The following is a 25,633-nucleotide window of genomic DNA, read 5'->3' as shown; positions in this document are numbered from 1 at the left end:
CGGTACGTCGGGGCACACGCAAAACTCGTCCCCCTCGGAGCTAAGGAGGATAACCAGCGCTCCATGGTTCCGGCCATCCGCCACCGATGGGCGTTCAGGGGTCGGCGAAAGGCGGAAACGTCCCTAAGCGTCCCGCTTCTTCAGGAGCAGATAGCCCACCCCCAGCGCCACGACCACCCAGGCGATCATGATCGCAAGCCCGCCCCAAGGACCGTACGGGGTGTCGTCGTCGAAGGGCGCGATCACCTGCATGACCTTCTGGCCCGCCTGGTCCGGCAGATAGCGCGCGACCTTCTGCGTCGCCGAGACCGAACCGAGGATCGGCGAGACGAGGAAGAACAGCGGCATCAGGATGCCGAGCGAGAGCATCGGACTGCGCAGGATCGAGGCGACACCCATCGAGAAGACCGCGATCAGCGTCATGTAGAGCCCGCCGCCGATCACCGCGCGCAGCACCCCGTCGTCGCCGAGCGAGACCTTGTGTTCGCCCATCATCGACTGGCCGAGGAAGAAGGCCACGAAGGCGGTGACCATGCCGACGGCCAGTGCGAGCGCGGTCGCCACGGCCACCTTGCTGAACAGGAAGCGGGCGCGCTGGGGCACCGCGGCGAGCGAGGTGCGGATCATGCCGGTGCTGTACTCGTTGGAGACCACGAGCACCCCGAAGACGATCATCGCGAGCTGGCCGAGTCCCATGCCCGCGAAGCTGATCGCGGTGGAGTCGAAGGTCAGCTTGTCCCTCGCGTCGAGTCTGTCGAAGTCCTTCGAGGCGAAGTACGAGATCAGCATGCCGAGGCCGATGGTGAAGACCATCGCGAGCAGCAGGGTCCACGGTGTCGACGCCACCGACTTGATCTTGGTCCACTCCGACTTCAGGACCCGCGTCGAGGACATCAGCTCACCGCTCCTCGTTCTTCGACGACTGATTGTTCTGCTGCCGCGACTGCTGCCCCGACTGCTGCGGCGACCACTGGTGCTCCGACCGCTGCTGGTCCGACTGCTGCTGCCGCGACCACTGCCGGTTGGACTGCTGCCAGCCGTTGGTGTCGGGTGCGCCGGTCTCGGAGTGCGCGTGGTACTCCACGGACTCCGCGGTGAGCCGCATGAACGCCTCCTCCAGGGAGGCCTGCTGCGGGCTGAGTTCATGCAGGACGAGGTGGTGCCGGGCGGCGAGCTCGCCGAGCCGCTCGACGGGGGTGTCGTCGACTTCGAGGACACCGCCGGTCTCGACGACGGTGATGCCCTCGGCGTGCAGCACATCGCGCAGCCGCTCCTGCTGCGGGGAGCGGATCCTCGCGTACGAGCGTGAGTTCTCGCGGATGAAACCGGCCATCGAGGTGTCCGCGAGCAGCCGCCCCTGTCCGATGACGATGAGGTGGTCGGCGGTCAGCGCCATCTCGCTCATCAGGTGCGAGGAGACGAAGACCGTACGGCCCTGCGCAGCCAGGCCCTTCATCAGATTGCGGATCCAGTGGATGCCCTCGGGGTCGAGCCCGTTGACCGGCTCGTCGAACATCAGGATCTGCGGATCGCCGAGCAGCGCGCCCGCGATGCCGAGCCGCTGGCCCATGCCGAGCGAGAATCCCTTGGCCTTCTTCCTGGCGACGGCGGTCAGGCCGACGGTGTCGAGCACTTCGCGTACCCGGCTGTCGGGGATCCCGTTGGACTGCGCGAGGCAGAGCAGATGGTTGTAGGCGCTGCGCCCGCCGTGCATGGCCTTCGCATCGAGGAGGGCGCCGATGTATTTCAGCGGATGCCGGATCTGCGCGTAGTGCCGTCCGTCGATGCGTACGTCGCCCGCGGTCGGATTGTCGAGGCCGAGGATCATGCGCATGGTCGTGGACTTGCCTGCGCCGTTGGGCCCGAGGAAGCCGGTGACGATTCCGGGCCGCACGGCGAAGCTGAGGTCGTTGACGGCCACCTTCTCGCCGTACCGCTTGGTCAGCCCCTCGAGCTCGATCATGCGCCCCACGCTAAAACGGGGCGAGGGCCCCTGCCACTTGACGTGACAGGGGCCCTCGCCCAGTACGGTCTGCTGCCGAGCCTGAGAGCGTGTCGGCAAACGGGGGGTTTGCCGACACGCTCTGAGGTCAGCGCGACTGCTGGGCCGGAACCCCGCGCGTGACCTGCTCGTCCTCCGGCGCACCGGCCGCGGCCACGGCCGCGCCCGTCAGCGTCGCGAGCATCTCGCGGACGTTGGTCAGCTGCGCGTTGATCGAGTCGCGGCGGTTGGTGAGCGCCGCCAGCTCGCGCTCCGATTCGCTGCGGATCCGGTCGGCCTTGGCATTGGCGTCCGCCACGATGTCCTCGGCCTGGCGCTGCGCCGTCTCCACCGTCTGACGGGCGCGGCGCTCCGCGTCCGTACGCAGCTTCTCGGCCTCCAGGCGCAGCTGCTCCGCCCGGTGCTCGATCTCGGCGAGCCGCTTCTCGGCCTTGGCCTGACGCGAGGCCAGATCGCGCTCGGACTGCTCGCGGCGCTTGGCGAGGTTCGTCTCGAAGTCCGCGGCGGCCTGCGCGGCCTTGGCGCGGGTCTCCTCGAAGAGGGCGTCGGCCTCCTCGCGCTTCTGCTGGGCGTCCTTCTGCGCCTCGGCCTTCAGCGAGGCGGCCTCGCCCTTGGCCTTCTCGACGATCCGTACGCCCTCGTCCTCGGCCTTGGCCTTGCGGTCGGCGGCGAAGGACTCGGCGTCATTGCGCACCTGCTGGGCCGCCGACTCGGCGAGCTCGCGGTGCTGCTCGGCGGCGCGGCGGGCCTCCTCGCGCAGGTCCTTGGCCTCCTCCTCGGCGAGGCGGAGGATCTTCTCGACGCGCGCGCCGAGACCGGCGTACGACGGCTCGGCGTCGGCTACCTGGGCCTGTGCGTTCTGCGTTTCGAGGTGGAGCTCCTCGATGCGCTTCTCCAGGGCTGTGATCCGCGCGAGCGCGCTGTCACGGTCGGAGACGAGCTTGGAAATCCGTTCGTCCACCTGAGCGCGGTCGTACCCACGCCGCACTAGCTCGAAGCCGTAGGGGGAAGTGTCGCTCATGGGGTTCCTGTCGAATGAGACCGGTGAGGTGATAGAGGGAATCCTAGGGGTCCGGACGGCGTGTCATCGAGCGTATGGCGTTTTGATCTGGAGAATGCCCACCCTTTTGAGTGGCTGAGCCCTGGATCGCTTGCCAGTACCGGGGCCGAACGCTCCTGCGTAGTACGGCGATTGAGCCGTCCGCCACCGCTCGGCGAGGAGGCCACCCGAAGGAGACCATCACGGAACATGCCGCCGGATCGTCACCCGAACGTGCTCCCGTTCACGCCTTCTTCACCCGGCCCACCCAGCTGACCTGGGCACGAACCCGCCGGGCACCCGCTACCCCTCCGAGGACTTACCACCCGAACGAGGGGCGCCGACGCTCGCCCCCGCCTTGACGCCGCCCTCCTTGCCGCCCCCGGCCGGCGCCTCGAACGACTCCAGCGCCTCCAGCACGTCCTGCACCCGGGAGATCTCGGCCTGGATGTCCTCCCGTCGGCGCGCCAGCACATCAAGCTCGTGCTTGCCCTCGCCGACCAGACGCTCGGCCTCGGCCTCCGCCTCCTTCTTGATCTTCTCGGCCTCGCGCAGCGTCCCGGCCTTCTTCTGCTCGGCCTCCTTGAGCAGCTGCTCGGCCTTCTTCACGGCCGCGATCCGCACCTTGCCCGCCTCGGAGTTGGCCTCCGAGACCAGGTCCTTCGCCTTGGCCGTCGCCTCGGCGAGCTGCTCCTCGGCGGCCTTCACGAGCGCGTCGCAGCGCTCGCCCGCCGACTTCATCTGCTCGGCCGACTCGCGCCGGGCACGCTCGTGCAGCTCCTCGATTTCGGAGGTGATCCTCTCGCGCAGCTCCTCGGCCCGCTCCCTTATGGCGGTCGCGTCGCGCCGCGCGCCGACGAGCAGTTCGTCCGCGTCCGTACGGGCCTGCTCCACCAGGCCGTTGCCCTCGATCCGCGCCTCGGAGACCAGCCGCTCCGCCTCGCCTCGCGCCGCACCCACCATGGTGTCGGCCTGCGACTCGGCCTCCGTGGCGGTCTTGAGCGCCTTCTCGGCGGCGTCCGAGGTCAGCTTCTCGGCCTCGGCGACCGCCTCGGTGACGAGTGTGTCGACCTGCTCGGCGGCCTCGCTGCGCCGCTTGTTGGCGGCCTGGCGCGCCTCGTCGAGGGTGCGCTCCGCCTCCTCCTGCGCCTCGCTGCGGAGGCGCTCTGCCTCCTCGGCCGCATCCGACTTGATCTGCTCGGCGGCACTGCGGGTCCGCTCGGCGTGCTCCTGCGCGGAGCTCACCGTCTCGGCCGCCTCGGCCCGCATCCGCTCGGCCTCACCGGTCGCCTCGCCGATCAGCTGGTCGGCCTGCGTGGCCGCGTCGCTGCGGATCCGGTTGGCGTCCTCGCGGGCTTCCGCCCGGGTACGGGCCGCGTCCTGCTCGGCGGAGGCGACCGCGTCCGAGGCCTCCGTGCGCAGCCGCTGGGCGTGCTCGGCGGTCTCCGTGGCGAGCCGGTCGGCCTCCGCGATCGCCTCGGCCGTGGTGCGCTCGGCCAGCGCCTTGGCGGCCTCGGTCTCCTCCTGCGCCTCGCTGCGCATCCGCGCGGCGTCCTCGGCGGCCCGCTCCCGCTCCGCGTGGGCGTCGGTGCGGAGCCGGTCCGCCTCCTCCTGCGCCTCGGTCCTCGTGCGCTCCGCCGCGTGCTCGGCGGCCGAGCGCAGGCCCGTGATCTCCTCCTGGGCCTGCTCGTGCAGATCGGCGACGGAATCCCGCACCTGCTGGGCCGTCAGCTCGGCCGCGGCCACCAGGTCGGTGGCACGGCGGTCGGCCTCCTCGACCAGGCGTACGGACTCGGCCTGCGCCTCCTCGACCCGCTTGCGCGCACTGGCGAGCAACTCCTCGCTCTGCTCGCGGGCCCGCTCACGCTCCTGGTCGGCCTCGCCGCGCGCCGAGGTGAGCAGCTCCTCGGCCTCGCGCCGGCGCCGGCCGGCCTCCTCCTGCGCCTCGCGCAGCGCCTCCGCGGCCTCCGTGCCGAGCCGCTCGGCCGCGGCCTGCGCCTCGGCCCGGATCCGGTCCGCGCTCTCCTGCGCCGCGGCCTTCAGCTGCTCGGCCTCCGTGCTCGCCTCGCTCCGCAGCCGTACGGCTGCGGCCTCGGCGTCGGCGCGGCTCTGCGAGGCATCCGCGGCGGCCTCGGTGCGCAGCCGCTCCGCCTCGGTCTCGGCCTGCTCCTGCAGCGTACGGATCCGCTCGGCGGACTCCGTCCGCTGTTTCTCGGCCTCGTCCGCGGCCTCCTTGCGCAGCCGCTCGGCCTCCGCGCGGGCATCGGCCAGCGCGGCCTCCGCGGCGGTGATCCGCTGCTCGGCCTCGGTGTGCAGCCGGGTCAGTTCCTCGGCCGCCTCCGCCTGCCGCTGCTCCGCGGCCTGCTGGGCGTCCTCGCGCAGCTTCCGCGCGGCCTGTTCGGCCTCCGCGGTGAGCGTCTCGGCGCGCTCCTCGGCCTCGATGCGGTGCCGCTCGGCCTCGGCGCGGGTACGCTCAAGCGTTTCCTCGGCCTGCTTGCGCAGCGTCGTCGCCCGCTCGATGGCCTCCGTGCGGACCCGCTCGGCCTCCGTGCCGGCCGCCGCACGCAGCTCGTCGGAGTCCGTACGGGCCTTGGTGAGCAGCTCCTCGGCGGAGTTCGCCGCCTCCTCGATCTGCTGCACCGCCTCGCGGCGCGCCTCGCCGCGGATCCGCTCGCCCTCGGCGACCGCCTCGGAGCGCAGCTGCTCGGCCTCGCCGCGCAGCCGGCGTGCCTCCTCCTGCAGCTCCTTGGTCTTGGCGCGGTACTCCTTGATGTCGTCCTTGGCCGCGCCCTTGAGCTGCTCGGCGGCCTCCTCGGCCTGGCCGCGCAGCCGCTCGGCCTCCGCCTCGGCCTCGCCGCGGATCCGCTCGGCCTCGTCCCGTGCGGCCTTCGTGGTGGCCTCGGCGTCCTCGGAGGCCTTCTTCAGTACGTCCTCGGCGGTCTTCGCCGCCTTCGACAGCTGGGAGGCCGATTCCTCGGCGGTGATCGTGCGGGCCTTCTCGGCGGCCTCCGCGGTGAGCTTCTCGGCCTCGGCCTTCGCATCGGCGAGCACCTGCTCGGCGGCGGCCTTGGCGGCCTCGGCGTCCTTGGTGGCCTCGCCGACGAGGCGGGCGACCTGCTCCTTGGCGGTGCGGGTCCGCTGCTCGTTGGTCGCCTCGGCGCCGGCGAGCCGCTTCTCGGCGGCCTCCTTCGCCTCGGCGACAAGCTTCTCGGCCTCGCTGCGCGCCTCGCGCAGCGCCGCCTCGGCCTCCTGCATCCGCTGCTCGGCGCCCCGGCTCAGCTCGGTGGCCTGCCGCCGGGCCGCCTCGGCCTCGCCCGCCGTGGCGGAACGCAGCTGCTCGGCGTGATCGGTGGCCTCCTGGGCCTGGGTGGAGGCCGCGCTCAGGAGCCGTTCGGCATCGGCGCGGGCCCGGCGCAGGATCTCCTGCGCCTCGCTGCGCGCGCTCTGAGCCTCGTCGGTCAGGCGCTGGCGGGCCTCGGCGTTGATCCGCTCGGCCTCGGCGCGAGCGGCGGCGAGCGCCTGGTCGGCCTCGGCGCGGGTGTCGTCGAGGAGGCGGCGGGCCTGCTGCTCGGTGCGGCTGCGCAGCTGCTCGGCCCAGGCCACGTTCTCGTTGACGTGGTTCTCGACGGTCTGCCGGCGCTCGGCCAGCTCCTGGTCGAGCTGCTGGCGGCGCGAGACGGCCTCGGCGTGCAGCTCGGACTGCAGCCGTGCCTGCTGCTCGGCATGCTCCTGGAGGATGCGCTGGGTCTGGTTGCGGGCCTCGCGCAGCTCGCGCTCGGCATCGCTGCGCAGCTGGTCGGCCTGGGTCTGGGCGTTGCGGAGCAGCTGCTCGGCCTGGTAGCCGATGTCGGCGCCGTCGTAGGCAGGGCGGCTCGCGAGGCTGCGGCGCGCCTCGTGGAGCTTGGCGCGCAACACCTCGACCTGGTACCCGAGGTCCTCGGCGTGCTGGACCGCCTTCTCACGGTCCTTCCTCAGCCGCTCCATCTCGGCTTCGAACCGCGAGAGGGAGTCGGTCTCAGCCGGCCGCCCGCTGTCCTGGCCTTCATAGCCCCGCACTGCGCGGTCCCGTCCTTCCCCCAGCTCTCGGCTTCTCCACCCGGCCTTCGGCCGGGTGGTGCCCCCAGAGCAGGGGATACCCCACTTCTGGTCGCAAGTCTCGCCAACGGCCCCTGCCCATCGGCGAACAGGGGTCTCCGGGGAATGGTGTCAGATCAACGGCGGGCCAGGGGCGGCTGCCCCGACGCCCGACGCCCGGATCGAGACCCCGGCAAGCGGTCGCACCACCCGCACGCGCGACCGCCCCCCAACCCTACCGGGCGAAATAAGGCGAGGTCAGTGCTCCTGGGAGTCCGCCGGTGCGGAAGTGACGAGTTCGGTCAGGACGCCGTGGCAGTCCTTCGGGTGCAGGAAGGTGATCCGCGAGCCCATGGAGCCCGTGCGCGGCTCGTCGTAGAGGACCCGTACGCCCTTGTCCCGTACGGCGGCGGCGTCGGCGTCCACGTCGGCCGTGCCGAACGCGATGTGGTGCACCCCCTCCCCGTTCTTCGCGAGCCACTTCGCGACGGTGGAGTCCTCGCGGGTGGGCTCGAGGAGCTGCAGGTAGGAGGCCCCGCCGTCGGAGGTCTCGTTGATCTTGAGCATGGCTTCGCGTACGCCCTGCTCCTCGTTGACCTCGGTGTGGAAGACCTCGAAGCCGTACGTGGAGGTGTAGAACTCCACGGTCTTGTCCAGGTCGTGGCAGGCGATCCCGATGTGGTCGATGCGCGTCAGCATTCCTCCAGTGCAGCGCCTTCGACCGCGATTACGCAACGTGCGCGCGATCACACTCACGTGCCGGTGACCGGGACGGGTACCGGTCAGTACATTGCAAGTAAACCCTCGTTCACTCCTCTCGCGTTTAGGGGCCACCCCTCATGTCTGGAACGAACAACACGACCACAGTGATCGTCTCCGGGGCCCGTACGCCCATGGGACGGCTTCTCGGTTCGCTGAAGTCCTTCTCCGGAGCCGACCTCGGCGGCTTCGCCATCAAGGCCGCCCTCGAACGGGCCGGCATCGGCGGTGACCAGGTCCAGTACGTGATCATGGGCCAGGTGCTTCAGGCCGGGGCAGGGCAGATCCCGGCACGTCAGGCCGCCGTCAAGGCGGGCATCCCGATGAGCGTCCCGGCGCTGACCGTCAACAAGGTCTGCCTCTCCGGCCTCGACTCCATCGCGCTCGCCGACCAGCTGATCCGTGCGGGTGAGTTCGACATCGTGGTCGCGGGCGGCCAGGAGTCGATGACCAACGCCCCGCACGTGCTGCCGAAGTCCCGTGAGGGCTTCAAGTACGGCGCGATCGAGATGCTCGACTCGATGGCGCACGACGGCCTGACCGACTCCTTCGAGGGCATCGCCATGGGCGAGTCCACGGAGAAGCACAACACCCGGCTGGGCCTGAAGCGCGCCGAGCAGGACGAGATCGGTGCGCTCTCGCACCAGCGCGCCGCCGCGGCGCAGGCGGGCGGCCTCTTCGAGGCCGAGATCACCCCGGTCGAGATCCCGCAGCGCAAGGGCGAGCCGGTGGTGTTCGCGAAGGACGAGGGCATCCGCCCCGAGACCACCGCGGAGTCCCTCGGCAAGCTGCGCCCGGCCTTCGCCAAGGACGGCACCATCACCGCGGGCACCGCCTCGCAGATCTCCGACGGTGCCGCCGCGGTCGTCGTCATGAGCAAGGCCAAGGCCATCGAGCTCGGCCTCGACTGGATCGCCGAGATCGGTGCGCACGGCAATGTCGCGGGCCCGGACAACTCGCTCCAGTCGCAGCCGTCCAACGCCATCCAGCACGCCGTCAAGAAGGAGGGCATCTCGGTCGAGGACCTCGACCTCATCGAGATCAACGAGGCCTTCGCGGCGGTCGCGGTCCAGTCAATGAAGGACCTCGGTGTCACCCCGGAAAAGGTGAACGTCAACGGCGGCGCGATCGCCCTCGGCCACCCGATCGGCATGTCCGGCGCGCGTCTCGTCCTGCACCTGGCGCTGGAGCTCAAGCGTCGCGGCGGCGGTACGGGCGCGGCCGCGCTGTGCGGTGGCGGCGGTCAGGGTGACGCGCTGATCGTGCGGGTACCCAAGGCCTGAGGCCCTCATCGGTGCGCCGGGCCGGTTCCGGCGCACCGGGTTCTCCCGGCGCACCGCCGCAGGGGTGCCCGGCGGGTCCTGCCGCCGGCCTCCGGTCCGCGCCGCGCCGTGTACGTACGAGAAGGAACTGGAGCTGAGATGCACGACGTCCCCTCGCTGGTGGCTCAGGCGCGGGAGGGCCGGCCGCGGGCCGTGGCCCGGCTGATCTCGCTGGTCGAGGGGGCGTCGCCGCAGCTCCGCGAGGTGATGGCGGCGCTCGCGCCGCTCACCGGCCACGCCTACGTGGTGGGGCTCACCGGATCGCCCGGTGTCGGCAAGTCGACCTCGACCTCGGCGCTGGTCTCCGCGTACCGGCGGGCCGGGAAGCGCGTCGGCGTGCTCGCGGTGGACCCCTCCTCGCCCTTCTCGGGCGGTGCGCTCCTCGGCGACCGGATCCGGATGGCGGACCACGCCTCGGACCCCGGTGTCTACATCCGCTCGATGGCCACCCGCGGCCACCTCGGCGGCCTCGCCTGGGCCGCACCCCAGGCGATCCGGGTGCTCGACGCTGCGGGCTGTGATGTGGTCCTCGTCGAGACGGTCGGCGTCGGCCAGTCCGAGGTGGAGATCGCCTCGCAGGCGGACACGTCCGTGGTGCTGCTCGCCCCCGGGATGGGGGACGGGATCCAGGCCGCGAAGGCCGGGATCCTGGAGATCGGTGACGTCTACGTCGTCAACAAGGCGGACCGGGACGGCGCGGATGCTACGGTCCGCGAGCTCAACCACATGCTGGGGCTCGGCGAGTCCCGCGCCGCCGGTGACTGGCGCCCGCCGATCGTCAAGACGGTCGCGGCGCGCGCGGAAGGCGTCGACGAGGTGGTCGAGGCCCTGGAGAAGCACCGGGCGTGGATGGAGGAGCGCGGGGTCCTCGCGGAGCGCCGTACGGCCCGTGCCGCCCACGAGGTGGAGGCCATCGCGGTCACCGCCCTGCGTGAACGGATCGCGGACCTGCACGGAGACCGCCGCCTGTCCGCTCTGGCCGAGCGGGTCGCGGCGGGGGCCCTTGACCCGTACGCGGCGGCCGACGAGCTGGTCTCCGGGCTGACGGAGGCCTGAATCAGCCCGGAGCCCCCTACGGCTGTCCGGCTCCCTGCACTGCTTGGCCCTCTACGGCTGCTTGGCCCTCTAGGGCTGCTTGGTCTCTAGGGCTGCGTGGCCCCCTACGGCTGCTTGGTCCTCTGCGCGTGCAGGTGTTCGGCGATCGGTCCGAGCGTCACCCGCAGCGCGGCGAGCGCCTCGGGCGTCATCAGGTCGATGTAGTGCCTGCGCACCGATTCCACGTGGTGCGGGGCGACCTTCTGCATGGTGGCGAGCCCCTCGTCGGTGAGCACCGCGTACAGCCCGCGCCGGTCCGATTCGCAGTTCTCGCGTCGGACGAGACCGGCGCGCTCCATCCGGGTGATCTGGTGCGAGAGCCGGCTCTTGGACTGCAGGGTCGAGGTCGCCAGATCACTCATCCGCATCCGCAGGCCTTCGGACTCCGAGAGGTTCACCAGGATCTCGTAGTCGTTGTAGGTCAGGCCGAACGGCTGCAGGTCCTTCTCCAGCTGATGGGTGAGCAGCCGGTTCACGGCGAGGTAGGTACGCCAGGCGCACTGTTCGTCGTCGGTGAGCCAGCGGGGGGTGGCGTTATCGGTCTCCATGAATCGATTCTACCTAGGAAGTTGAAAACTGAACCAATTAGTCCGGCTTTGTGCGGGGCGCACGCCCGCGCGCATGGGCGCAGGCGTTCGACGTCACCCTGTGCAGACTACCGTTCACGCTCAGAGCCCGAAGCGCCGCTGCAGACTTCCGAGCTGACCCGGCATCGGCGGCATCCCGGACGGTCTGGGCTGCCCGGGACCCTGGCCGCCCGGCACCCCGGCCTGGTTCGGCACCTGGCCCGTGGCCTGCTCGGCCATCAGCGCCTCGCTCGACTGCAGCAGGACGGTCCCGGCCCCCACGAACTCGAACTGGTGCTCCTCGCCGGAGGACCCGCCGATCCCGGTGAGCGCCCGCACCCCGCCCAGCACCCCCGTCATGTACCCGTGATCGTAGTGATGGCAGGGCGAGGGGCAGTCGGCCCAGCCGACCAGCGCCTGCGGATCGACCCGGATCGGCGGCTCCATGAAGACCACCTCACCGTTGGACGCGGCCACGAACTTGCCGGTCCCGATCAGTGTGAGGAACCCCGGCACGATCGACTGCTTCAGGGCCAGGCTCGGCTCGTAGGCGAGCAGGTTCCCGGAGCGGATGGTGAGGTTGCCGTCGTCGAGGTCGTAGGAGTTCACGTCGAAGGAGCGGTCGGCGAGCAGCATCTTGCCGCTGCCCTGCGCCACCACCCAGTCGCTCGCGTGCAGCGGCGAATGGAAGGACGTACGGATCAGGCGGTCGAAGTGCCCGTGCCCGATGCCGTTGAACTCGATCGAGCCGTAGTAGGCGATCATCTTGCCCTTCTGCAGGAACCACTGGCTCCCCTTCAGCTCCACGCAGAAGGTGTACGCGTTGACGTTGTCGTCGGACGGCAGCGTCATCGGGTCGTGGATGACGGGGCCCGCTCCCATGGGCGTGCTCAAAGCTTCTCCTCCGAGGCCTGGACGTACACCGCGCCGCTGCCGGACAGCTCCAGCTGGAAGGCCTCACCGGAGCCGCGGCCCACCATGTCGCGCCAGCCGAGCGCCGTGGACAGCCTGTTGCGGACATCGCCGTGGTGGGCCACGTACGCCTGTGGGTCGACATGCACCGGGCGCTGCGGGGTGATCGGGATCTCGATGACGCCGCCGTGCGCCATCACGGCCACCGCACCGTGGCCCTTGAGCGTGGTCGTGAACAGGCCCTGGCCCGTCACCTGGCCGCGCACCATGCCCATGACCCCGCCCTGCGAGCCCATGAACATCGTGCCCTGCTCGAGCGTCCCGTCGAAGGCGAGCAGCCGGTCCGCCTCCACGTACAGCGTGTCGCCGCTCAGCGTGATCACCTGGATGTGGTGGCCGCCGTGCCCGAACATCACGGTCCCGCTGCCCTCGACGGTCATCAGCGGCGTCGCCTCACCGGCCATGCGCCGGCCGATCATCGAGCCGATACCGCCCTGGCCGCCCTGGATGTTGGGCGTGAAGGACACCTCGCCCTTGTACGCGAGCATCGCACCGCGCTGCGAGAACATCCGCTGCCCCGGCTGCACCGTGGCCTCGACCATCTTCGAGTTGATCTCCCGGAACGGCACTACACATCACCCCCGATGGTGTTCCGCTCGCTCGGCTGCACGTACACGAGCCCGTCGCCTTCGAAGCGGATCTGGAAGGCCTCGCCGCCCCCCTCGCCCATGAAGGTGCGGAAGCTCACGCCGGACTGGAAGGACTGCTGCACATTTCCCTGGTGCGCGATGTACGCGCCCGGGTCGACGGTCAGCGGGTACTGCGGCGAGACCCGCAGCACCACGGCCGGGCCGTCCGACATCAGTGCCGCCTGGCCCGTGCCCTCGACGGTCGTCGTGAACAGGCCATTGCCCTGCGAGGCGCCGCGCAGCCCCGTGAAGGTCGTCCCGGTGCGCAGCCCGCCGTCCGTGCACAGCAGATTGCTGGACTCGACGTGAAGCTTGTCACCTCTCAGGGCGACGAGATTGATATCGCAGGCGCGGTCGGCGAAGAAGCAGGTCCCCTGCCCCTTCACCTCCATCATCACCATCTGCTCGCCGGTCAGCCGCCGGGTCACCATCCCGCGGATGCCCTCGCCACCCCCGGTGAGCTTCTTGAACGCCATCTGGCCGTCGTAGGCGACCATCGAGCCGTTCTTCGCCTTCACGGCGTCGCCGGACAGGTCTACGGCGAGCACCTTGCTGCCTTGGAGTCGGAACGTTGCCACGGGCCGACGGTAGCGGCAGGCGCATACCCGCCGACAGGGGCAGAAGTCGGATCCGTACCCTGAGAGAGCCCTGAGATTGCCGACTTCCCTTCCCGAAGGTGCCCTCCCCGTGGACATCAAGACCGCCTCCGCCATCCGACGCCTGCGACTCGTCTCCGCCGTGGAAGCGGTGTCGTTCCTCCTGCTGCTCGTGTGCTCGGTGCTCAAGCGCACCACCGAGTTCAACGCCGTGCCCGTGATGGGCGCGGTGCACGGCGTGCTCGTCGTGCTCTTCCTCGTCTTCCTCGCGGACGCCTGGAACCGCACCAAGTGGCAGGCCAAGCGCCCGCTGATCCTCTTCCTCCTCTCGGTGGTCCCGTTCGGCGGCTTCTACGCGGAGAAGATGCTGCGGGCCGAGGAGCGCGACCAGGTGATCGCCGCGCGCGCCCGCCGCGAAGGCGTGGTCGGCGCATGATCGTCGCCTTCTCCGTCACGCCGCTGGGGGTCGGCGAGGAGGTGGGGGAGTACGTGGCCGAGGCGGTGCGCGTGGTCCGCGACTCGGGCCTGCCGTACCGCACCGACGCCATGTTCACGTCCGTCGAGGGGGAGTGGGACGAGGTCATGGACGTCGTGAAGCGTGCGGTCGCCGTCGTCGAGGCGCGGGCGCCGCGGGTGTCCGTCGTCATGAAGGCGGACATCAGGCCCGGCCACACGGACGGTCTGACGAAGAAGGCCGAGACCGTCCAGCGGTATCTGGCGCAAGGCGACTGAGGTCACGTATCCCCGGAACGGCCCTCTGGGGTCTCCCTCCGGTCGACACGCCCGGATTTGTCCTCTTTTGTAGGGGTATTGGCTCGTTCGGTCAGTGCGATCGAGGCGATACGGACCCACTCGAGGAGGCGCTGTGCGGCCGGAGGGCTACGACTACGACACCCACAGCCGGATAGCCGGGCCGCTCACCGAGCCCGACCCGGCCGCCTACCGAGTGCAGTACACCAAGCTCCTCGCACGCGAACCGCACCGCATACGCGCCGTCCTCCTGATGACGCTCGCACCGGTGCTCACCGGCATCCTGCTCCTCTACCTGGTCTGGCCCAGCCACTGGACCAGACGCGAGGGCGCCGAAAGCTGGCTGATAGCCCTCGACGTCACGATGCTCGTGGCGATCGGGCTGATCGAACTGTTCATGCTCATGAACGTGATCTCGATCGCCCACGCGACCCTCGTCGCCCGCGATCCCGTCCCCGTACGGCCCGAACCCGGCACCCGCGTCGCGTTCATCACGACCTACGTGCCCGGCAAGGAACCCATATCCATGGTCCGGGCCACCCTCGAAGGCGCCGTGGAGATGCGCCACGACGGACACCTGGACATCTGGCTGCTCGACGAGGGCGACGACCCCGAGGCCAAGGCGCTCTGCGCCGAACTGGGCGTCAAGCACTTCACCCGCAAGGGAATACCCGAGTGGAACCGTCCCACCGGCGTCCACAAGGCCAAGACCAAGCACGGCAACTACAACGCATGGCTCGCGATGCACGGCGACGACTACGAGTTCTTCGCCTCCGTCGACACCGACCACATCCCGATGCCCAACTTTCTCGAGCGGATGCTCGGCTACTTCCGCGACCCGGACATCGCCTTCGTCGTCGGACCGCAGGTCTACGGCAACTACGACCCCACCGTCACCAAGGCCGCCGAATCCCAGCAGTTCCTCTTCCACGCCCTGATCCAGCGCGCGGGCAACCGCTACCGCGCCCCCATGTTCGTCGGCACCAACAACGCCGTACGGATCAGCGCCGTCAAGCAGATCGGCGGGCTCTACGACTCGATCACCGAGGACATGGCCACCGGCTTCGAACTGCACCGCAGGAAGAACCCGCGCACCGGCCGGCACTGGCGCTCCGTCTACACCCCGGACGTGCTCGCCGTCGGCGAAGGCCCCGAGTCCTGGACGGACTTCTTCACCCAGCAGATGCGCTGGTCACGCGGCACCTACGAGACGATCATCAAGCAGTACTGGCGGGCGCCGTTCACGATGCCGCCCGGACGGCTCTTCAACTACTCGCTGATGCTCGTCTACTACCCCATGACCGCGGTCAACTGGGTCATCGGCATCCTCAGCTGCTCCCTGTTCCTGTGGTTCGGCGCCTCCGGCACCCAGGTCGCGGCCTCCGTCTGGCTGATGCTGTACAGCGACGCGGCCGCGCTCCAGGTCGGGCTCTACCTGTGGAACCGCCGGCACAACGTCTCCCCGCACGAACCCGAGGGCTCCGGAGGCCTCGCCGGCATGGCGATGTCCGCGATCTCCGCGCCGATCTACGCCAAGTCACTCGGCGAGGCGGTCCTGCGGCGGCCCAGCCGCTTCGTGGTCACCCCGAAGGGCGCCGGTGCCTCGCCGGACCGGCTGCTGACGTTCCGTATCCATCTGGCCTGGGCCACGCTGATTGCAAGCTCGCTCGTCGCCTCGGTCGTCCTCGGCCATACGCATATCGCGATGCGCACCTGGTCGGTGCTCGCGCTCGCGGTCTCGCTGGCGCCGGTGACGATCTGGGCCGTGGGGGAGGTGCGGCGCAGGCGTGCGGTCAGGATTCTGGAGCCTGCTCCCGAGATGGCTTCCGAGCTGGCTTCCGAGCTGGCTTCCGAGCCGGTCCGCGCCTCGGCGACGGTGGCCGCGGCGCAGGCGCCGACTCCCACCCCCACTCCCACTCCGACTCCCACTCCGGCGTCCGTGTCGACGGGATCGACGGTGTCCAGCAGTACGTCAGGGAGCGGCTGAGGGACAGGTGGTGGGCGGGAGTCGCCGGGGGCAGGTGGTGGGCGGGAGCCGGCGGAGCTACGCGCCGTTGCGCGCCAGGCCGAGTGCGTACTCCGGCCACCACTGGCCCGCCGACGGGCCGCCCCTGCACTGGCCGTCCGATTCGCCCGGGCGCTTGATCCACAGGAACGCGTCGGCCAGCGCCTCGCCCGTGTCCGTCGTCGGAGGCAGGCCGAGTGCGCGGCCGGGCGGGTTGCACCAGGCGTCCTGGCCCCGGCCGGGCAGCGGCCCGTTCCCGTTCCTGCTCGTGTCGATCACGAAGTGCTTGCCGCCGACGAGCGCCGAAAGCCTGCGCCCGTACGCGATGTTCTTCTCGGTCGGCTGGAAGTTCGACACGTTGAGCGCGAACCCGTCCGCCTCCCCGATCCCCGAGCGCCGCAGCGGCTCGGCGAGCTTGCCCGGGTCCGTGATCCACTCGGGGTTCCCCGCGTCGATGTAGACCTTCGTGTTCCGCTGCTCCTTGAGCCGCGCGACCGCCCCGGCGATCAGTGCGAACCGCTCCGCGTGATACGCGTCCGGAGTACACCCGTCGGCCACGTGCGGCAGCGCGTCCGGCTCCAGGATGACGATCGCCTCGTGGTCCCCGATGCTCTCGGCGAAGCTCCCGATCCAGCTCCGGTAGAACTCCGCGCTGTGCGCGCCGCCCGCCGAGTGCTGTCCGCAGTCGCGGTGCGGGATGTTGTAGGCGGTGAGCACCATCGTGGTGCCGGTCTGCTCCGCGCCCTCGCGGGCCTGGCGGATCTGCCGGGAGGGCTCGTCCCCGGCCGGCCACAGGGCGATCGGCTGCTCGGCGATCCGCTTCATCGCCTCCGCGTCCGAGGTGCGGCCCCCGGCCTCCCACTGCCTCACCTGCCGGGCCGCGGGGCTGTCCGGATCGACCCAGAACGGCTGGTCGGCGGGGGCCGGCTTCGGCGGTGACTGCAGGAAGGCCGCCTCGCGGTGCCCGGTGGACGGCCCGGCGTTCCCGCCCGAGCAGGCGGAGGCCAGGGCGAGCGAGGCGAGCAGGACGGTGGCGAGCGCCAGTCTGCCGCGGGTGCCGCGGGTGCCGCGGGTGCCGCGGGTGGTGCGGGCGGTGGTACGGGGAACGTGGGCGGTGCGGGCGGTACGGGCGGTCATCCGGACCCCTTGTGAACGGCGCACGAGACCGGCCAATCGTGACATAGCAGTCACAGAGCGGCAGGTCACGACACCTGTGCGGCCCGAATGACACCCGACAGCACCCGACAGCACACATCGGAGCCCAACGGCACGGAGGCGCCCTCCCGGCAGGAGGGCGCCCCGGTCACGTACGGCGGAAGCGGTCGCTCAGAAGCCGGCAGGCTCCGTGTACACGCCCCACTCGTCGCGCAGCACCCCGCAGATCTCGCCCAGCGTGGCCTCGGCCCGTACCGCCTCGACCATCGGCTCGATCATGTTGGAGCCGTCCCGCGCGGCTGCGATCATCGCGTCGAGCGTGGCACGCACCTTCGCCTCGTCCCGCGCGGCCTTGCGCTCGCCGAGGATGCGCACCTGCTCGCGCTCGACCTCGTGCGAGACGCGCAGGATCTCCAGATCGCCGGTGACCGAGCCCTCGTGGCAGTTGACGCCGACGACCTTCTTCTCGTCCTTCTCCAGGGCGCGCTGGTAGCGGAAGGCCGATTCGGCGATCTCGCCGGTGAACCAGCCGTCCTCGATGCCGCGCAGAATGCCGGAGGTGATGGGCCCGATCGGGTGCTGCCCGTCCGGGTGGGCGCGCAGCCCGCGCTCCTTGATCTGCTCGAAGATCTTCTCGGCGTCCGCCTCGATCCGGTCCGTGAGCTGCTCGATGTACCAGGAGCCGCCCAGCGGGTCCGCCACATTGGCGACGCCGGTCTCCTCCATCAGCACCTGCTGGGTGCGCAGCGCGATCTCCGCCGCCTGCTCGCTCGGCAGCGCGAGGGTCTCGTCCAGGGCGTTGGTGTGCAGCGAGTTGGTGCCGCCGAGCACCGCCGCGAGCGCCTCGACCGCGGTGCGCACGACGTTGTTGTACGGCTGCTGCGCGGTCAGCGAGACCCCGGCGGTCTGCGTGTGGAACCGCAACCACTGCGCCTTGTCCGACTTCGCCCCGTAGACCTCCTTCATCCAGCGCGCCCAGATCCGTCGCGCGGCGCGGAACTTGGCGATCTCCTCGAAGAAGTCGACATGCGCGTCGAAGAAGAAGGACAGGCCGGGCGCGAAGACGTCCACGTCGAGGCCGCGCGACAGCCCCAGCTCCACGTAGCCGAAGCCGTCGGCGAGGGTGTAGGCGAGCTCCTGCGCGGCCGTCGCGCCCGCCTCGCGGATGTGGTAGCCGGAGACGGAGAGCGGTTTGTACGCCGGGATGCCCTTGGAGGTGTACTCCATCAGGTCGCCGATCAGGCGCAGATGCGGCTCCGGCTGGAAGAGCCACTCCTTCTGGGCGATGTACTCCTTGAAGATGTCCGTCTGCAGCGTGCCGTTCAGGACCGCCGGGTCCACGCCCTGGCGCTCGGCCGCGACGAGGTACATGCAGAAGACCGGGACGGCGGGTCCTGAGATGGTCATCGAGGTGGTGACGTCGCCGAGCGGGATGTCCTTGAACAGGACCTCCATGTCGGCGGCCGAGTCGATCGCCACACCGCAGTGCCCGACCTCGCCGAGCGAGCGGGACTCGTCGGAGTCGCGGCCCATCAGGGTCGGCATGTCGAAGGCGACGGACAGACCGCCGCCGCCGTTCGCCAGGATCATCTTGTAGCGCTCGTTGGTCTGCTCGGCGTTGCCGAAGCCCGCGAACTGGCGGATCGTCCAGGTGCGGCCGCGGTAGCCCGTCGGGTGCAGACCACGGGTGTACGGGTACTCGCCGGGCCAGCCGATGCGCTCGAAGCCCTCGTACGTATCGCCCGGGCGCGGCCCGTAGACGGGCTCGACCGGGTCGCCGGAGAGCGTGCTGAAGTCGGCGTCGCGCTTGCGGGCCTTGTCATACCTGGCCTGCCAGCGGAGGCGGCCCTCTTCGATCGCGTCAGCGTCCATGCTTCGAATTTACTAGGACGTCCTACTAAATGTCGATGGCAGACCCCGTGGCGCGGGCCACGGGGTCTGCGGGCGGCTACCGAAGCGGGCCTCAGGCCTTCGCGGCCGCGGCGGAGGAGTCCTCGGCGATGAGGGGCTCGACCTCGCGGGCGACCTTGCGCTCGACGAAGAAGGCGGCTGTCGGGATCGTGCCGGCGATCAGTACCCACAGCTGCTTGCCGACCGGCCACTTCGCCTTGGAGCCCAGGTCGAAGGCCATGACCAGGTACACGACGTACAGCCAGCCGTGCATGATGCTGACGACCTTGGTGAAGTCCGCGGCGGCGTCCATGTCCAGGGCGTATTTGCCGATCATGCCGAAGGTCAGCAGGACGAGCAGGACACCCGTGATGTACGCGAGGGCGCGGTAGCGAGTCAGGACGCTGCGTTTCATGACGTCGAGCGTAGCCGTCCGGTTTGCGTGATCTTTACGCGGGGCGAGTCCAGGGGGCGAGCTCCGGGGCGGCAGGGCTCGGCGCTCCGGGGCGGCAGGGCTCAGCGCTCGTCGAAGTCCTCCGCCGCCACTCGCAGCGGCCGCAGCATCGCGAAGATCTCGCCGCACTCCTCCGCGTCGTACACCCCGAGCCCGAAGTCCATCGCCATCAGGTCCCGGGTGGCGCTCTCCACCACCTCGCGGCCCTTGTCCGTGATCGACGCGAGGGTGCCGCGGCCATCGTTGGGGTTGGGCCGCTTGGCGACGAGCCCGGACTTCACAAGGCGGTCGACCGTGTTCGTCACCGACGTCGGATGCACCATGAGCCGCTCGCCGATCTTCGACATCGGCAGCTCGCCCGCCTTGGAGAAGGTGAGCAGCACCAGCGCCTCGTACCGCGCGAACGTCAGCCCGTACGGCTTGACCACCGCGTCGACCTCACCGAGCAGGATCTGGTGCGCGCGCATGATCGAGGTGATGGCCGCCATGGACGGCACAGCTCCCCAGCGCTGCTTCCAGAGTTCGTCGGCTCGGGCGATGGGGTCGAAGGGAAGACTGAGCGGCTTGGACACGCACCCGACCCTACCGGTCGGTCACATCGTGGTCAGCCCCGTCTCGCAGTTCGGTCGGCTCCGGCACGAGGCGCCTCGGCCTCTGCGGGGTTACAGCTCTTCGGGGAACAGCCGGAAGGCCTGGTGGCCGGTGAGCGGCCGCATGGCCTGGAAGTCACCCCGGTCGAGGGTGAGGACCGCGTCGGTGTCGTACTCGGCTGCCAGAACCACGCTCACCGCGTCGGCCAGGTCGAGCGCACGGTGCTGGTACAGATTCATCAAGGGGTGGGCGCGGGCGATGGTGTCGCCGTCCACGGCTGGGACCGCCATGCGCATCCGGGCGCACTCGCGTCCGATCCAGTCCAGCGCGGTGCGCGAGCGCTGCGCGCCGAACTGCTTGGTGCCGCGCCCTTGGTGGGTGTGCTTGGCGTCCCGGCGGATCATGTGGTCCAGCTCGGTCAGCACCAGGGGCGAGATCACGGTCAAGGACGCGGCGGACAAGGCCCTGCGGGCCGGAGTGCTGAGCGGGTCCTTGGGGTTGACCGCGGCGATCAATGCGGACGTGTCGGCGATCAGGATCACGCGGCGTCGTCCTCGCGGTCATCGCCGCGCAGGACTTCGTGCACGCGGGTCGACAGGTCGGGGGTGAGGTCCAGGTCGGGGAAGTCCATCGGCTCGTCCCACGTGCGGTGGCGCATGACGTATTCGCGTGTCGCGTCGCGCACGAGCTCGTGCTTGGACCGGCCTTCGCGGGCGGCCTGCTCAGTGAGTGCCTTCTCTTCGTCCTCGGGAAGTCGCATCGTCCATGCCATGCATCGATGGTATCGCGCCTGATACCAGTCGGGGGCGGCTTGGCGAAGACTTGGAGTGCTGCCTGCCCGTATCGCGGGTAGTCGAATCCGGGCAGGTCGCCACCCTGCTGCCCGAACGCCGCGTCTTCAGCTCCGAGTCAATCCGTGCAGCAGAAGCTGCACGAACGAGGACGCCCAGTCCTCGTCCACCGGCTCGGCGCTCACCAGGGAGCGGTGGACGACGGCTCCGGCCACCACGTCGAAGATGAGGTCGGTGGCGTGGTCGGCCGTGTGAGGGTCGCTCTGCGCAGGCAACTCACCTCGCTCCTCGGCGCGTTGGCGCCCTTCCAGCACAAGCCGCTTCTGCCGCTCGACGATCGACGACCGGATCCGCGCCCGCAGTGCGTCGTCCCGCGTGGACTCGGCGACGACGGCCATCAACGCCGTCCGCGTCTCGGGCCGCTCGAGCAGCCGGGCGAACTGCAGCACCACGCCCTCGACATCGGCGGCGAGGCTGCCGAGATCGGGCAGCTCCAGCTCGTCGAAGAGCACCGCCACTGCGTCCACGACGAGCTCGTTCTTCCCGGCCCACCGCCGGTACAGCGTCGTCTTCGCGACGCCCGCGCGCGTGGCGACATCCCCCAGCGTCAGCTTCGACCAGCCGAGCTCCACGAGGGCGTCCCGGGTGGCGGCGAGGATGGCGGCATCGGCCTCGGGGCTGCGGGGGCGCCCGGTTCTGCCGGGGTGTGGGGTCGTGCTCTGCATGCCGGTGACCATACCGGCTGGTACGGCAGCGGTCCGGGGGCCCGGTCCGGCGGCCCGCCCCGGCCGTTCCGCCGCGGTCCGGGGCGCCCGGCCCACGATCGCCTTACCCCCGTGAGGGAGATCACGTGCCGGGCGCCCCCGAAACGATATACGCTACGACCCGTAGCGAAAGCTCGTACGTGAGCCGGTGGGCCAGTGCCCCCCTCAAACACTCACCACGAGCGGCAACCACATCGCGCGGGGTGGGGACCCCGCGCACCCCGGTCCTCCTCGGACCACCTGGCCCTCCTCGGGCCACCCGGTCCTACGGGACCGCCCGGGCCACCGCACCAGGCCCACCCGGCCGTGACCGGTCCGTACGCCCCGCAATCCGGCGGGGCCCTTCGGGCGGGTTCACGGTCGCCGAACGGGGCACGGGCCCGCCCACATGGCTGCCCGGCCCGCCATCGGGCTGCTCGCTGCCACGCGCCGGACTGGGCAGGCCTTGTCGAGCCGCTCTCCGTGATGACTCACCGCCCGTCCCGCTCCAAGCCGGGGCCGGCGACCTCGGCCCACACGGTCTTGGTGAGCGTCCCGTCGGCGGTGCAGCCCCAGTGGTCGGCGAGCGCGTCGACGATGAGCAGGCCCCGGCCGCCTTCCTGCCGCCCGTCGGGCGGGGAGAGTCGATCCGGTTCGGGCGGCCGACGGTCGGGGCGGGTGTCGGTGACCTCGATACGCAGGGTGCGCGGAAGCGGCGTATCGCTCGGCGCTCCGGTGTACATGAGTGTCAGCCGGAAATCCCGGCCCGGGCTGCGGCCGTGCGTCGCCGCATTGGCGGCCAGCTCGCCGACGACGAGCGCCACGCGCTCGGAGAGATCGCTGCCGCGCGCCACGCCCCATTCTGAGAGCTGCTGCACGGCGAGCCGGCGGGCGAGCCGGGCTCCCGTACGGCTTGAGCCGAGGCGGGCCACGAACTTCCCTTCGTCCTCGGCGTGTTGGCGAGTGCTCGCCTGATCGGCGATTTGCTGCTTCATGTCACTCAGCGTGGTGGTCTCGGCGTACCGTGAACAGTGACAGCGCTGGTACGGAGGGTGACTGTCAGGCGGGGTTGGGCAGTTGTACGGGTTGTCGGGCGCGGCCCACTCGCGGCGCGGCCGGTGGCTGTACGAGCACGACGGGCGGAGGTGACCGGCATGGCGGAGGCGCACGCCGGTGACGGTGGTGAAGTGGCGGAGGAACAGGACTGGGACGAGGGCACGTCTGAGATCCTGGAAATGGTCGGCCGACACCTGCGGAGATGGCGCGAGCGGGCCGGGATGACGCAGGCCGAGCTCGGGGCGGCGATCGGGTACACGGAGCACCAGGTCTCGGCGGTGGAGCGGGGGAAGAGGATTCCGAAGCCGGCGTTTCTGGACGCGGCCGACGAAGTGCTTGGCGCGGAGGGGATGCTCGCCGCGTTCAAGGCGGATGTGGAGCGGGTTCGATATCCGAAGAAGGTGCGGGATCTCGCCCGGCTGGAGTCGGACTCGGCTGAGCTGGGCGCGTATGCCGCGCTCCACATCCACGGCCTGTTGCAGACTGAGGACTACGCACGGGCGATGTACAAGATGCGGCGTCCCATGCTGGACGAGGAGACCATCGAGCAGTACGTCGCGGCCCGCATGGCCCGCCAGGCGATCTTCGAGCAGCATCCGGTGCCCGTGCTCAGCTTCGTCCAGGAAGAGGTCACGCTGCGACGGCCGCTCGGTGGCAGGATGGTGATGCGAGGCCAGCTCGAACGGCTGCTGGAAGTGGGGCACTCGCGGCGCGCGGACCTCCAGGTCATGCCGACGAACCGAGAGGATCATGCGGCGCTCGGTGGCTCGTTCATGTTGGTTGACCCGCATCACGGTCCCAAGGTGGGGCACGTTGAGGCGCAGCGGTACAGCCGGGTGATCTCCGAAAGGAAGGAAGTCCGCCGCCTGGAGACCCAGTATGGGATCGTTCGCGCACAGGCTCTTACGCCGCGGGAGTCACTGGAGTTCATCGAGAAGGTGCTGGGAGCGACATGAGTATCAAGCCCTCTGCCGACGAGGCCGCCGACCTGGAGTGGTTCAAGAGCAGCTACAGCAGCAACGAAGGCCCGGAGTGCGTCGAGGTCGCGACCTCCCCCGGCACCGTCCACGTACGCGACTCGAAGAACCTGCCGGGGCCGCGCCTCGGGTTTGGCACAGGAGAGTGGTCGGCGTTCGTCGCCTACGTGCGCGACGCAGGCTGAGCGTGCGCACGCGTGCACCGGGCACCCGCCGTGCGTAGGCGGCACGTACTCGCAGGCGTACTGGCGGCCGCAGCCCTGGTCGGCGGATCGGGCTGCGGGGGCTCGGACTCCGGATCTGCCGGGAGCGTGCCCGCGGGTGCGCCAGAAGCCGTGAAGGACTACGTCCAGGCCCTCAACGACCGCGACCCGGAGGCTCTCCTCGCGGTTGGTGCCGCTCCCGACGAGCCTTGGTCGAGAACGCAGGCGAACCGGATCATCGAGTCGAAGGGTGGCAAGGGCCTCACCATCACGAAGGCTCCCGTCGAGTACGAGCGGATGGGTGACTACCTGGGCAAAGCCCTGCTCACGGCATCCGACGCGGAAGGGAACACCGTGCGCGAGACAGTGAAGCTCATCCACGCGGACGGGCGTTGGAAGGTCATCCTCTTCGAGTGGCCGCAGCGAAGCGACAAACCCACCTCTGCGGCATAGCCCCTCGGCATCGACGACTCATGGCCGGCTCGCGACGGGCGCTGAGGGGGATAGGTTCCAACGCGCGTTGACGCTCCTTGCGTTCGGCCGGGTCGTCGCGGCGAGGAGGGGCATCAGCCGGCCTCTGTGAGCTCCTGCACCATCTGGCGCAGATACTCCGCACCGTGGCCGAACTCTTCGGACAGCCGCGTGAAGCGGATGTACCGGTCTTTCTCGAGTGGAATGTGGAATGACCGCAGCGCACGGAGGAGAAGGCGGTAGCCGAGGTCGGGGTCGACCATGGTGGCAACCTCATGTACAGCCTGCGGGCTGATGTCGACCTGCTCCAGTCGTGGCGTGAGCTCGCGGATCTCCCGTACGACGCTATCTGTGAGGTCGGACCGGATCGGTGTGTCGGCAGGGTGGTAGGCCGGGGCGACTTCAGCCAGGTGAGCGCGGCACTCCGCTGCGATCAGCAGGAGCCAGTCGCGGCCGTCCAGGCCGAGCGCCTGCGGCCTGATGGTTCCGCCCGTGGCGGCCCGCCACAGTGTGGAGAGGATGTCGGCGGAGAGCGTGGACCCCACGAGACGGTTCGCGTCTTCGAGCAGGTTGGCGGCACAGGACCCCGGAGCCTGCAGGACGTCGTCGGCGGCTACGGCCCGGCGCAGTTCGGTGCGGATGGGGACGTCACCCGTATAGCCCTCGAAATACCAGGCCAGGCCAGAGAGGCCGAAGTCCATGGTGGTGTCGCGCCGGGTGGTGTCGATGCCCGGCCACTGCACGACGAGGCCTTCCTGGACCATGGGAGCCGGGTAGCGCAACTCGTGGGCGAGTGCGACGAACCGCGCGTACTGTTCTCTGCTGATTGCTACTTGATGCACCTTGAGGACCCGAAGGAAAAGGCGGAATCCCAGCTCCGCGTCGCACCGCTCGACGATTGCGGCCAGCCCTTCCAGCAGGCCTTCCGAGGTTGGACAGCCCGCTGCAACTTCGTCACGAAGCGCGTGCGCGATCTCGGCAGAGCAGGCACGCATCGCGAGCAGCGCCGCGCGGCTGAGGTCCGCCTCCTCGGTTTGGCGGCGCGGCCAGTGCTTCGAGCTGTGGTCCTCGGCTCGGCGACGCGCCGGGTGGGCAGCGGCAAGCTGCTGTAGCCAACCTCGTGCGCCCGTGACGGAGTCGGACAGGCCACTGCGGCCGTGCGTCGCACAGCGCCATACCGTGCGCAGCACGTCGTCCGGCACGTCGGAGTCGAGCAGGCAGGCCACATCGACACCGAGTTCCACAGCTCCTTCCCCCTCGCAGACAGCAGCGACCCGTGCAGCCAGATCCATGAACCTGGCGTGGCTGACGGGCAGGGGTTCGGCGGCCAACAGCTCCGCGAGCAGGCTGAGCCCGAAGTCGCCTTCGTGGTACCACACGTACACCTGGGCCTGCCTGGCCAAGAGTGATCTCCTCTTACGGATGCAATTCATGGAGGTGGGCTGCCGCCACTGACTGCGGCGGCAGCCCATCGCGTCCAACTGGACTGCAGA

Annotated in this window: 26 protein-coding genes; 8 read left to right on the top strand and 18 right to left on the bottom strand. The window is 70.1% G+C overall.

The genetic code is table 11. The features are described from left to right. Window positions 1-123: 123 nt before the first annotated feature. The 5 genes from ACLF6P_RS19230 to mce form a co-directional block, all read right to left on the bottom strand. Window positions 124-894, bottom strand: coding sequence for an ABC transporter permease (locus ACLF6P_RS19230; protein ID WP_415951743.1), 771 nt, complete (start codon window positions 892-894; stop codon window positions 124-126). Between the two features lie 4 nt (window positions 895-898). Next, a complete protein-coding gene (locus tag ACLF6P_RS19225; protein ID WP_415951742.1) occupies window positions 899-1,963 on the bottom strand; it encodes an ABC transporter ATP-binding protein in 1,065 nt (354 codons plus the stop codon). A 127-nt stretch (window positions 1,964-2,090) separates the two neighbouring features. Next, window positions 2,091-3,023, bottom strand: a complete 933-nt coding sequence (locus tag ACLF6P_RS19220) for a coiled-coil domain-containing protein (RefSeq protein ID WP_415951741.1) — start codon at window positions 3,021-3,023, stop codon at window positions 2,091-2,093. Window positions 3,024-3,344: 321 nt separating this feature from the next. Continuing rightward, window positions 3,345-7,097 carry a polarized growth protein Scy gene (gene scy / locus ACLF6P_RS19215; RefSeq protein ID WP_415951740.1) on the bottom strand — a complete coding sequence of 1,251 codons (3,753 nt, stop codon included), beginning with the start codon at window positions 7,095-7,097 and terminating at the stop codon, window positions 3,345-3,347. A gap of 276 nt (window positions 7,098-7,373) precedes the next feature. Further along, the gene (mce, locus tag ACLF6P_RS19210) at window positions 7,374-7,814 is read right to left on the bottom strand and encodes a methylmalonyl-CoA epimerase (protein WP_415951739.1); all 441 of its coding nucleotides are present in this window, start codon (window positions 7,812-7,814) and stop codon (window positions 7,374-7,376) included. A gap of 140 nt (window positions 7,815-7,954) precedes the next feature. Here mce and ACLF6P_RS19205 point away from each other — a divergent pair, with 140 nt between their 5' ends. Next, window positions 7,955-9,157: an acetyl-CoA C-acetyltransferase gene (locus ACLF6P_RS19205; RefSeq protein ID WP_415951738.1), complete on the top strand. Its 1,203-nt coding sequence runs from the start codon at window positions 7,955-7,957 to the stop codon at window positions 9,155-9,157. 138 nt (window positions 9,158-9,295) lie between these two features. Beyond that, window positions 9,296-10,252 (top strand): methylmalonyl Co-A mutase-associated GTPase MeaB, encoded by a 957-nt coding sequence (gene meaB / locus ACLF6P_RS19200; protein ID WP_415951737.1) that lies wholly within the window; start codon window positions 9,296-9,298, stop codon window positions 10,250-10,252. Between the two features lie 104 nt (window positions 10,253-10,356). Here the strand turns inward: meaB and ACLF6P_RS19195 are convergent, their stop codons facing one another. The 4 genes from ACLF6P_RS19195 to ACLF6P_RS19180 form a co-directional block, all read right to left on the bottom strand. Beyond that, window positions 10,357-10,839 carry a MarR family winged helix-turn-helix transcriptional regulator gene (locus ACLF6P_RS19195; protein WP_415951736.1) on the bottom strand — a complete coding sequence of 161 codons (483 nt, stop codon included), beginning with the start codon at window positions 10,837-10,839 and terminating at the stop codon, window positions 10,357-10,359. A 120-nt stretch (window positions 10,840-10,959) separates the two neighbouring features. Next, a complete protein-coding gene (locus tag ACLF6P_RS19190) occupies window positions 10,960-11,751 on the bottom strand; it encodes an AIM24 family protein (RefSeq protein ID WP_415951735.1) in 792 nt (263 codons plus the stop codon). Beyond that, a complete protein-coding gene (locus ACLF6P_RS19185; RefSeq protein ID WP_415951734.1) occupies window positions 11,748-12,398 on the bottom strand; it encodes an AIM24 family protein in 651 nt (216 codons plus the stop codon). The genes ACLF6P_RS19190 and ACLF6P_RS19185 overlap by 4 nt, the downstream gene beginning before the upstream one ends. Further along, the gene (locus ACLF6P_RS19180) at window positions 12,398-13,036 is read right to left on the bottom strand and encodes an AIM24 family protein (protein ID WP_415951733.1); all 639 of its coding nucleotides are present in this window, start codon (window positions 13,034-13,036) and stop codon (window positions 12,398-12,400) included. The genes ACLF6P_RS19185 and ACLF6P_RS19180 overlap by 1 nt, the downstream gene beginning before the upstream one ends. Window positions 13,037-13,145: 109 nt before the next feature. Here ACLF6P_RS19180 and ACLF6P_RS19175 point away from each other — a divergent pair, with 109 nt between their 5' ends. The 3 genes from ACLF6P_RS19175 (at window position 13,146) to ACLF6P_RS19165 (ending at window position 15,791) form a co-directional block, all read left to right on the top strand. Further along, window positions 13,146-13,490 (top strand): DUF3817 domain-containing protein, encoded by a 345-nt coding sequence (locus ACLF6P_RS19175; RefSeq protein ID WP_415951732.1) that lies wholly within the window; start codon window positions 13,146-13,148, stop codon window positions 13,488-13,490. Then, window positions 13,487-13,786, top strand: a complete 300-nt coding sequence (locus tag ACLF6P_RS19170; RefSeq protein WP_415951731.1) for an MTH1187 family thiamine-binding protein — start codon at window positions 13,487-13,489, stop codon at window positions 13,784-13,786. The genes ACLF6P_RS19175 and ACLF6P_RS19170 overlap by 4 nt, the downstream gene beginning before the upstream one ends. 133 nt (window positions 13,787-13,919) lie before the next feature. After that, window positions 13,920-15,791: a glycosyltransferase family 2 protein gene (locus tag ACLF6P_RS19165; RefSeq protein ID WP_415951730.1), complete on the top strand. Its 1,872-nt coding sequence runs from the start codon at window positions 13,920-13,922 to the stop codon at window positions 15,789-15,791. A gap of 57 nt (window positions 15,792-15,848) precedes the next feature. Here ACLF6P_RS19165 and ACLF6P_RS19160 read toward each other — a convergent pair whose 3' ends face one another. The 8 genes from ACLF6P_RS19160 to ACLF6P_RS19125 all read right to left on the bottom strand — a co-directional run bounded on the left by ACLF6P_RS19160 (window position 15,849) and on the right by ACLF6P_RS19125 (window position 22,428). Beyond that, window positions 15,849-16,946 (bottom strand): glycoside hydrolase family 6 protein, encoded by a 1,098-nt coding sequence (locus tag ACLF6P_RS19160; RefSeq protein ID WP_415951729.1) that lies wholly within the window; start codon window positions 16,944-16,946, stop codon window positions 15,849-15,851. 189 nt (window positions 16,947-17,135) lie between these two features. Next, a complete protein-coding gene (locus ACLF6P_RS19155; protein ID WP_415951728.1) occupies window positions 17,136-18,836 on the bottom strand; it encodes an acyl-CoA mutase large subunit family protein in 1,701 nt (566 codons plus the stop codon). 91 nt (window positions 18,837-18,927) lie between these two features. Next, window positions 18,928-19,269 carry a DUF3817 domain-containing protein gene (locus tag ACLF6P_RS19150; protein ID WP_415951727.1) on the bottom strand — a complete coding sequence of 114 codons (342 nt, stop codon included), beginning with the start codon at window positions 19,267-19,269 and terminating at the stop codon, window positions 18,928-18,930. A 101-nt stretch (window positions 19,270-19,370) separates the two neighbouring features. Then, window positions 19,371-19,880 (bottom strand): MarR family winged helix-turn-helix transcriptional regulator, encoded by a 510-nt coding sequence (locus ACLF6P_RS19145; protein WP_415951726.1) that lies wholly within the window; start codon window positions 19,878-19,880, stop codon window positions 19,371-19,373. A gap of 90 nt (window positions 19,881-19,970) precedes the next feature. After that, window positions 19,971-20,441 carry a PIN domain-containing protein gene (locus ACLF6P_RS19140; protein ID WP_415951725.1) on the bottom strand — a complete coding sequence of 157 codons (471 nt, stop codon included), beginning with the start codon at window positions 20,439-20,441 and terminating at the stop codon, window positions 19,971-19,973. Next, window positions 20,438-20,671, bottom strand: coding sequence for a ribbon-helix-helix domain-containing protein (locus ACLF6P_RS19135; RefSeq protein ID WP_415951724.1), 234 nt, complete (start codon window positions 20,669-20,671; stop codon window positions 20,438-20,440). Before ACLF6P_RS19135 ends, ACLF6P_RS19140 begins: the two co-directional genes overlap by 4 nt. 126 nt (window positions 20,672-20,797) lie before the next feature. Next, entirely contained in the window at window positions 20,798-21,415 is a 618-nt protein-coding gene (locus ACLF6P_RS19130; protein ID WP_415951723.1) for a TetR/AcrR family transcriptional regulator, read from the bottom strand. Between the two features lie 509 nt (window positions 21,416-21,924). Continuing rightward, window positions 21,925-22,428: an ATP-binding protein gene (locus tag ACLF6P_RS19125; protein ID WP_415951722.1), complete on the bottom strand. Its 504-nt coding sequence runs from the start codon at window positions 22,426-22,428 to the stop codon at window positions 21,925-21,927. Between the two features lie 159 nt (window positions 22,429-22,587). Here ACLF6P_RS19125 and ACLF6P_RS19120 point away from each other — a divergent pair, with 159 nt between their 5' ends. From ACLF6P_RS19120 to ACLF6P_RS19110, 3 genes are all read left to right on the top strand, one after another. Continuing rightward, the gene (locus ACLF6P_RS19120) at window positions 22,588-23,445 is read left to right on the top strand and encodes a helix-turn-helix domain-containing protein (protein WP_415951721.1); all 858 of its coding nucleotides are present in this window, start codon (window positions 22,588-22,590) and stop codon (window positions 23,443-23,445) included. Further along, window positions 23,442-23,651, top strand: coding sequence for a DUF397 domain-containing protein (locus ACLF6P_RS19115; protein WP_415951720.1), 210 nt, complete (start codon window positions 23,442-23,444; stop codon window positions 23,649-23,651). The genes ACLF6P_RS19120 and ACLF6P_RS19115 overlap by 4 nt, the downstream gene beginning before the upstream one ends. A 150-nt stretch (window positions 23,652-23,801) precedes the next feature. Beyond that, window positions 23,802-24,122, top strand: a complete 321-nt coding sequence (locus ACLF6P_RS19110; RefSeq protein ID WP_415951719.1) for a hypothetical protein — start codon at window positions 23,802-23,804, stop codon at window positions 24,120-24,122. 113 nt (window positions 24,123-24,235) lie between these two features. Here the strand turns inward: ACLF6P_RS19110 and ACLF6P_RS19105 are convergent, their stop codons facing one another. Continuing rightward, the gene (locus tag ACLF6P_RS19105) at window positions 24,236-25,543 is read right to left on the bottom strand and encodes a hypothetical protein (protein WP_415951718.1); all 1,308 of its coding nucleotides are present in this window, start codon (window positions 25,541-25,543) and stop codon (window positions 24,236-24,238) included. Window positions 25,544-25,633 lie beyond the last annotated feature (90 nt).

It is taken from the genome of Streptomyces lothianensis (assembly GCF_047779955.1).
GTDB lineage: Bacteria > Actinomycetota > Actinomycetes > Streptomycetales > Streptomycetaceae > Streptomyces.
The sequence above is the reverse complement of the archived record's forward strand: the minus strand, read 5'-3'. Positions and strand labels throughout refer to the sequence as shown.

Bases quoted from the DNA above. Each gene is read 5' to 3' on its own strand.
- ACLF6P_RS19125 (WP_415951722.1), bottom strand. From the start codon at position 22,428: ATGAAGCAGCAAATCGCCGATCAGGCGAGCACTCGCCAACACGCCGAG.
- ACLF6P_RS19150 (WP_415951727.1), bottom strand. From the start codon at position 19,269: ATGAAACGCAGCGTCCTGACTCGCTACCGCGCCCTCGCGTACATCACG.
- ACLF6P_RS19220 (WP_415951741.1), bottom strand. From the start codon at position 3,023: ATGAGCGACACTTCCCCCTACGGCTTCGAGCTAGTGCGGCGTGGGTAC.
- ACLF6P_RS19225 (WP_415951742.1), bottom strand. From the start codon at position 1,963: ATGATCGAGCTCGAGGGGCTGACCAAGCGGTACGGCGAGAAGGTGGCC.
- ACLF6P_RS19160 (WP_415951729.1), bottom strand. From the start codon at position 16,946: ATGACCGCCCGTACCGCCCGCACCGCCCACGTTCCCCGTACCACCGCC.
- ACLF6P_RS19130 (WP_415951723.1), bottom strand. From the start codon at position 21,415: ATGCAGAGCACGACCCCACACCCCGGCAGAACCGGGCGCCCCCGCAGC.
- mce (WP_415951739.1), bottom strand. From the start codon at position 7,814: ATGCTGACGCGCATCGACCACATCGGGATCGCCTGCCACGACCTGGAC.
- ACLF6P_RS19170 (WP_415951731.1), top strand. From the start codon at position 13,487: ATGATCGTCGCCTTCTCCGTCACGCCGCTGGGGGTCGGCGAGGAGGTG.
- ACLF6P_RS19115 (WP_415951720.1), top strand. From the start codon at position 23,442: ATGAGTATCAAGCCCTCTGCCGACGAGGCCGCCGACCTGGAGTGGTTC.
- ACLF6P_RS19230 (WP_415951743.1), bottom strand. From the start codon at position 894: ATGTCCTCGACGCGGGTCCTGAAGTCGGAGTGGACCAAGATCAAGTCG.
- ACLF6P_RS19195 (WP_415951736.1), bottom strand. From the start codon at position 10,839: ATGGAGACCGATAACGCCACCCCCCGCTGGCTCACCGACGACGAACAG.
- ACLF6P_RS19135 (WP_415951724.1), bottom strand. From the start codon at position 20,671: ATGGCATGGACGATGCGACTTCCCGAGGACGAAGAGAAGGCACTCACT.
- ACLF6P_RS19205 (WP_415951738.1), top strand. From the start codon at position 7,955: ATGTCTGGAACGAACAACACGACCACAGTGATCGTCTCCGGGGCCCGT.
- ACLF6P_RS19120 (WP_415951721.1), top strand. From the start codon at position 22,588: ATGGCGGAGGCGCACGCCGGTGACGGTGGTGAAGTGGCGGAGGAACAG.
- ACLF6P_RS19155 (WP_415951728.1), bottom strand. From the start codon at position 18,836: ATGGACGCTGACGCGATCGAAGAGGGCCGCCTCCGCTGGCAGGCCAGG.
- meaB (WP_415951737.1), top strand. From the start codon at position 9,296: ATGCACGACGTCCCCTCGCTGGTGGCTCAGGCGCGGGAGGGCCGGCCG.